The organism is Planctomycetota bacterium (assembly GCA_039182125.1).
GTDB lineage: Bacteria > Planctomycetota > Phycisphaerae > Tepidisphaerales > Tepidisphaeraceae > JBCDCH01.
Genome location: JBCDCH010000121.1, coordinates 1 through 6,238, shown reverse-complemented (window position 1 = coordinate 6,238; position 6,238 = coordinate 1). Strand labels below are relative to the sequence as shown.

The 6,238-nt window shown below is 64.4% G+C and carries 7 protein-coding genes; 6 read left to right on the top strand and 1 reads right to left on the bottom strand.

Annotation, left to right across the window (positions count from 1 at the left end):
* Positions 1-91 precede the first annotated feature (91 nt).
* Together AAGD32_18225 and AAGD32_18220 are read left to right on the top strand one after the other, a co-directional pair.
* Positions 92-727, top strand: a complete 636-nt coding sequence (locus AAGD32_18225) for a RecX family transcriptional regulator (protein MEM8876187.1) — start codon at positions 92-94, stop codon at positions 725-727.
* Positions 727-1,197 carry a hypothetical protein gene (locus tag AAGD32_18220; GenBank protein MEM8876186.1) on the top strand — a complete coding sequence of 157 codons (471 nt, stop codon included), beginning with the start codon at positions 727-729 and terminating at the stop codon, positions 1,195-1,197. The genes AAGD32_18225 and AAGD32_18220 overlap by 1 nt, the downstream gene beginning before the upstream one ends.
* A 1-nt stretch (position 1,198) precedes the next feature.
* Here the strand turns inward: AAGD32_18220 and AAGD32_18215 are convergent, their stop codons facing one another.
* Complete coding sequence (locus tag AAGD32_18215) at positions 1,199-1,966, bottom strand: SDR family oxidoreductase (protein ID MEM8876185.1); 768 nt, start codon at positions 1,964-1,966, stop codon at positions 1,199-1,201.
* A gap of 50 nt (positions 1,967-2,016) precedes the next feature.
* Here AAGD32_18215 and AAGD32_18210 point away from each other — a divergent pair, with 50 nt between their 5' ends.
* From AAGD32_18210 to trmD, 4 genes are all read left to right on the top strand, one after another.
* Positions 2,017-4,176: an ABC transporter ATP-binding protein gene (locus tag AAGD32_18210; protein MEM8876184.1), complete on the top strand. Its 2,160-nt coding sequence runs from the start codon at positions 2,017-2,019 to the stop codon at positions 4,174-4,176.
* Between the two features lie 160 nt (positions 4,177-4,336).
* Positions 4,337-4,834, top strand: coding sequence for a DUF1854 domain-containing protein (locus AAGD32_18205; GenBank protein ID MEM8876183.1), 498 nt, complete (start codon positions 4,337-4,339; stop codon positions 4,832-4,834).
* Positions 4,835-4,891: 57 nt separating this feature from the next.
* Positions 4,892-5,212 (top strand): 30S ribosomal protein S16, encoded by a 321-nt coding sequence (gene rpsP, locus AAGD32_18200; protein MEM8876182.1) that lies wholly within the window; start codon positions 4,892-4,894, stop codon positions 5,210-5,212.
* Positions 5,213-5,286: 74 nt separating this feature from the next.
* Positions 5,287-5,967: a tRNA (guanosine(37)-N1)-methyltransferase TrmD gene (gene trmD / locus AAGD32_18195; protein ID MEM8876181.1), complete on the top strand. Its 681-nt coding sequence runs from the start codon at positions 5,287-5,289 to the stop codon at positions 5,965-5,967.
* The last annotated feature ends 271 nt before the right edge of the window (positions 5,968-6,238 follow it).

Below are 6,238 nucleotides of genomic sequence, written 5' to 3'. Positions count from 1 at the left end.
GGACTGCTTTCATACGCAGATGGTGTCGTGCGGTATGGTCGTTCGCAAGTGGCGTGTCGGGGATCGCGGTGCTTTGGCATAACATCGGGCCGTGCCGACGATCACCGCCATCTCGCCGCAGAAGCGGCGGAAGAACCGGTCGAACATCTACCTCGACGGCAAGTTCGCGTTCGGGCTCAGTGACAGCGTGGTGGCGGCTCGTGGCCTCGGGATCGGCACGGAGTTGACCGACGAACTGCGGGCGGACATCGAGCAGGGCGAGCTTCGGGCCGAGGCGTTCGAGGCGGGGACGCGGCTGCTGTCCATGCGGTTACAGGGCGAGAGCGAACTCCGCACCAAGCTCAAGCGGCGTGACTTCCCGCCGGCGGTGATCGATGCGGTCGTCGAGGAGCTGCGCCGTCTCGGCTATCTGAACGACGCCGCGTTCGCCGAGGCCAAGGCACGGGACGCCGCCAAGGCCCGTGGCCACGGCAGCCGGCGGGCACTGGCCGAGCTACGCAAGGTCGGCGTCGATGAAAAGACCGCCGCTGCGGCGGTCGAGAAGGTGTACGAAGAGCACGACGACGTCGCGGTCGCGCGGGACCTGGCGGCGAAAAAGCTGCGCACGCTCACACGGTTTGACGACGCGACGAAGAAGCGCCGGCTCTACGGCATGCTCGCCCGACGGGGGTTCGACAGTGAGATTTGCGCGACCGTGATCGATGAAGTTCTGTCGGGGGCGTCGTGATGAATCGCCACGTCGTCCTCAACTATGCAGGCCCCGAGTCCGGGCAGCCCAGACCGTTTGCGGTTCGCCCAGGTTCCAAGCGCGTGCTGATCGCCGCGCAGGTTTGTTTTTTGGTATCGCTGGTACTACCAGCCTTCCACGCCTACTCGAACAACACGATCACTTTTGATAGCTATATTCCAGGGATTGTTGCGGCGATCTTCGGTTTTTATTGGTACCCGACCAACCTGGTGTTTTGTTTCTCACCCGCTTCGTTCTGGTTGATCCATCGGTGGGGCAAGTCTTGGCTACTGATTGCTGGAGCCGCTGTTTACACGATGAGTTGGTGCGTGACCGCCGCCTTGTGCGTGGTGGCTTTCGACGAGAGCGAAGTAAGGCAATTGATGGTCGGCTTTTGGCTCTGGCAAATCGCCCATGGTCTCGGGGCAGTCACATTCATCTGGAGCGCGGTGGGTGCTGTGCGGAAGTGATTCAAGCCCGGATGCTTCGGCCGCCGTCGACGTTGATCGTTTGCCCGGTGACGTACGGCATGTTCGCGAGTGCTTCCAGGGCGCCCGCGAAGTCGGCCGGCTCGCCGCTACGGCCCAGCGGAACCCGGCCCAGGTACGTGTCGATCTCCGCCTGCTCGGTGCCCGGCGGCCACTCGACTACGCCCGGGGCGATGGCGTTGACGCGGATGGCATTTGTTGCGTCGGTATGGGCGAGTTCGCGGGCCATGGACTTGACGAGGTTCGCAAGCGCCGCCTTGCTCGCGCAGTACCCGGCATACTCGGGGAACGGCCGATCGACCTGGATGTCGGTCGCGCAGCAGACCAAGGGGTCCGTCCCCATTTTCAGGAGCGGAACCAGCGCCCGTGTGAGTAGTAGCGGTGCCTCGACGTGGGCGGTCATGAATCGTCGTAGTTGCTCGACGGTTGTGTCCCAGAGGTTGCTCGGCTCGTAGAGCGAGGCGTTGTGCAAGAGAATGTCGAGCCGGCCGAAGTGCTCGCCGACCGCCTCCGTAACATCGGCCACGGCGTCGACCACGCCGTCGGGCGTGAAGTCTGCCCGGATCGGGATCGCTTTGGTCGGGAGCTCGGCGATGAGGGCGTTCGCCTCGGCCTCGCTGTTGCGATAGGTCAGTGCGATGTCGTACCCGAGCCGGGCGAAGTGTCGGCAGCACTCGGCCCCGACGCGCTTGGCACCGCCGGTCACGAGCAACACGGGGCGTTTGCCGGGATCGCGGGCGGGGCGGTTCACGAAAATAGTTTAGCGCCGAGGCCCACGCGGCAGCCGCCTACGCTCTCCCCATGCACGCGGCTACTTCCGATACCGCGAGCTTCGACATTGGTGAGGGCGGAGAACTCGCGGAACAAACCATCACACTCGACGCCGACGCGGTCCGCTTCGGCGATGGTCGTGTGTTGCCGATCGGCGAGCTGACCGAGGCGAAGACCATCGAAGGCCTCGGCGTCGATGAGGTGCAGTTCATCGGTGCCGACGGCGTTCTGGCGACGGCACGCTTCAGCCGCAAGCGCCGACGCGAGATGAATCGTTTCGCCCGGCACGTGCAGCGGCGGATCGACGGCAAGGACAACTGGCTTGATCGGGCCGAGGCGCTCGAAGCGGTGGGCGATGATGAGCCGGCCGACGAGAGCAAGCGGGTTCTGTTCCGTTTGTACGAAGTCGCGCGGCCGTACCGCTGGCATTTGTTGGGTGCGGTCGTGTTCACGGTCGTGAGCGCCGCCGCGACGGTCGCGCCGAGCATCATCACGAAGTTTCTCATCGACGACGCGATCGACCCGGGTTACGAAGTCGATCGCGCGACGCAGATCGCCCGGCTCTTCGGCTGGTCGGCCGCGTATGCCGTGGCGATCGTGCTGATGAGTTTCGCGATGTGGGCACGCCTGCGGTTGCTCGGGCATGTCGGATCCCATGTCGCCGGCGACTTGCGCAACAAGGTCTACGTCCACCTGCACTCGCTCTCGATGCGGTACTTCGGCAAGCACCGCGTCGGCTCGCTGATCACGCGCGTCACCTCCGACACCGACCGGCTCTGGGACTTCATCGTCTTCGGCTCGATCGAGCAGCTGCGCAGCGTGCTGCTCATGGTCGCGGCTGGGATCTGGATGTTCTGGGCGAACCCGACGCTCGCGCTGATCGCCTTGGCACCGTTGCCGCCGGTCGCGGTGTTGACGTGGTGGAAGACCAAGAAGATGACCGACATGTTCGGGCGTCTGTGGACGTACTGGGGCCGGCTGACGGCGATCGTCGGTGACGCGTTGCCGGGGGTGAAGGTCGTCAAGGCGTTCGGTGCCGAGGGGCGCGAGGCGCAGAAGTTCGGCACCCGCAACCGCGACTTCACCGACGACGAGCTCAACACCGTCAACGTCTGGGTCAACCTCCAACCCGTCGTCGATGGCGTGATGATGCTCACGCGCGTGATCATCCTGCTGGGCGGCGGCTGGCTCATCATCGACGCGGCGGATCGGTCCGGCGATCACACCATCGGCACGCTCATGTCGTTTCTGATGATCACCGGGTTCTTCCACATGGCGATCATCGAGATCGTGCAGAAGCAGCGCATCGTCACCCGTGCCGCGACTAGTGCGCAGCGTGTGTTCGAGGTGCTGGATGCGAAGCCGGAGATCGCCAGCAAGCCGGACGCGATCACGCCCGAGAAGCTCGAGGGCAAGGTCGAGTTCGAGCACGTGTCGTTCAGCTACGAGGGCGCGAAGGCCGCGCTCAAGGACGTGTCGCTCACCGTCGAGCCTGGCATGATGGTCGGGCTTTGCGGCCACAGCGGGGCGGGTAAGTCGACGTTCGTCAACCTGATCAGCCGGTTCTACGACGTGACCGACGGCGCGATCAAGGTCGACGGGCATGACGTCCGCGATCTGGATTTGCAGTGGCTACGGAGTCACGTGGGCGTGGTACTGCAGGAGCCGTACCTGTTCTACGGGACGATCGCCGACAACATCCGCTACGGCCGGCCCGAGGCGACCGACGCCGACGTGATCGCCGCGGCCCGCGCGGCCAACGCGCACGGGTTCATCTGCAAACTCCCCGACGCGTACGACACCATCGTCGGCGAGCGCGGCCAAAGCCTTTCCGGCGGTGAACGTCAGCGCGTCTCCATCGCCCGCGCGATCCTGCACAACCCGAAAATCCTCGTTCTCGATGAAGCGACCAGCAGCGTCGACACCGATACCGAGCGACAGATTCAGGAAGCGCTCGACAACCTCGTCGAGGGTCGCACCGTGTTCGCGATCGCGCACCGCCTCAGCACGATCCGCAACGCGGACATGCTCGTCGTGCTCGACGGCGGTCAGATCGTGCAGACCGGCACCCACGACGAACTGCTGGCCAACGACGACGGCACCTACGCCAAGCTCGTCCGCACTCAGTTGCGGCTTGCGACCGACGGGATGGTCGAGCAGGCCGATGGCGAGCCGATTGCCGCCGCATGAGATTGAACCGACCGGCCCGAATAACCGATGCAAGAGTTGGAGATGGATCGGTCGCTATGTACTTCGCAGATCACAACGGAGAAATGCACTGACGCCCGCGCATCATGCGTGTCTTATGCACGTATTTGAACGAACGGGCTAACCGAACCGGAGCTTTCCGATGGTCCACGCACTTGCCACGCTCGACACCACGAGCACCGAACTCACCTTCACCCTCGACGACCAGGGCCGGCTGCACGTGCTGTGCGACGGTGTCGAGAAGGCCGACGACGTCACCGCCGTCCGCAACTTCCCGTGGACCAACCCGAACGAGCACGTCAGCATCCGCAACCGCGATGGCGACGAACTCGTCCATGTCGATGATCTCAACGACCTGTCACGGCCGGACCGGCAGGCGATCGAAGGCTGGCTGGCGCGTAACACGTTCATCCCGAAGATCCGACGGGTCTCCCGATTGCACACTGCCAGTGCGTACATGAAATGGGAAGTCGACACCGACCGCGGGGCGACGGAGTTCAAAGTGCAGGAGCGCGAGGACATCCGCCGGCTCGGCGACGGTCGACACACCATCCGCGACACCTCCGGCACCGTCTACGAACTGCCTCCGCTCGAAACCCTCGACACCGGCAGTCGCCGGGTGTTGATGCGGGTGCTCTAAGCCAATCCGCTTTCGTATTTGCCTCTCAGCGGCCGGCCTGCCTATCCTGCCCGTCCAATGGCCGTCAAGCTGCGTCTCAAACGAATGGGTCGGACCAAGCGTCCGTTTTACCGCCTTTGTGCGTTCAACGATCGTTCGCCCCGCGACGGCAAGCCGATCGAGGAGCTTGGCTGGTACAACCCGATGCTGCCCAAGGGTGAGAAGCGGACCAACCTGAATATCGAGCGGGCCACCTACTGGCTCGATACCGGTGCGATCCCGTCCGAGACCGTCAGCAGCCTGCTCAAGAAAGAAGGCGTCGAGCACAAACAGCTCCGCCTGCCCAAGCCCGGCAAGCCGAAGCCCAAGGCTGAGGGCGAAGAGAAAGCCGACGGCTAAGTCCCGTCGCCCGGCCATACCATTGATCTTCCGAAAGCCCACGCCGTCCGGCGTGGGTTCTTCGCGTTATCGCCATGCCCCTCCGCATCGACATCGTCACCCTCTTCCCGGAGATGTTCGGCCCAGTGCTCGAGACGAGCATTCCCGGCCGTGCCGTGAGCAAGGGGGCTGTCGAGTATCACCTGACCGATATCCGCCCGTTCGGAAAGACCGGCTACAAGAAGGTCGACGACCGTCCGGCGGGCGGGGGGCCGGGGATGGTGATGATGCCGGACGTTCTCGCCGCGGCGGTCGACCACGCCGAAGCCCTCGATCCACGGCCCGCACGCCGCATTCTCACCAGTCCGCGCGGCGTGCCGTTGACCCAGGACCTGGTGAAGCAGTTCGCCGCCGAGTCGCGTCTGCTGTTCATCGCCGGGCACTACGAGGGCATCGATGAGCGCTTTGCCGAGGAGTACCGGCCGTTGGAAGTGAGCCTGGGCGACTATGTACTCAGCGGGGGCGAGTTGGCGGTGATGGTGATGGTCGACGCGGTGATCCGGCTGCTCCCGGGTGTGTTGGGGCATGCCGACGGGGCGGCCGACGAAAGCTTCGAGGACGGTCTGCTCGAGCACCCGCAGTACACCAAGCCGGCGGAATGGCGTGGCAGGGCGGTGCCCGACGTGCTGCGCAGCGGAGATCACGGCAGAATTGCCGCCTGGCGGGCCGAGCAACGCCGAAAAGTCACCGGCGAACGCCGTCCCGACCTGTTGTGAGTCCCCGGCCGTTTCCCAACCCTGCACATCGGGAAAAATATGCGTCCGGTGAACCGTTTTGCAGACTTCCCCGCAAGGCCGGGGTATTATCCATTTCGGCGAAGTCCGTGGATCAACTTCTGAGACCGCGTGTTTGCCGTAAGCCGGGGCTGGAAACCCCGTTCACAACACCCTGCATTGCCACCGCCGCGGGCGTCCTCGCCGACCACTCTTGTAGGCGTCGCAGTGTGGTCTCCGAGATTTGAACGAAACACCCCACCCAACTTCGTCC

Bases quoted from the DNA above. Each gene is read 5' to 3' on its own strand.
- AAGD32_18220 (MEM8876186.1), top strand. From the start codon at position 727: ATGAATCGCCACGTCGTCCTCAACTATGCAGGCCCCGAGTCCGGGCAG.
- AAGD32_18210 (MEM8876184.1), top strand. From the start codon at position 2,017: ATGCACGCGGCTACTTCCGATACCGCGAGCTTCGACATTGGTGAGGGC.
- AAGD32_18205 (MEM8876183.1), top strand. From the start codon at position 4,337: ATGGTCCACGCACTTGCCACGCTCGACACCACGAGCACCGAACTCACC.
- rpsP (MEM8876182.1), top strand. From the start codon at position 4,892: ATGGCCGTCAAGCTGCGTCTCAAACGAATGGGTCGGACCAAGCGTCCG.
- trmD (MEM8876181.1), top strand. From the start codon at position 5,287: ATGCCCCTCCGCATCGACATCGTCACCCTCTTCCCGGAGATGTTCGGC.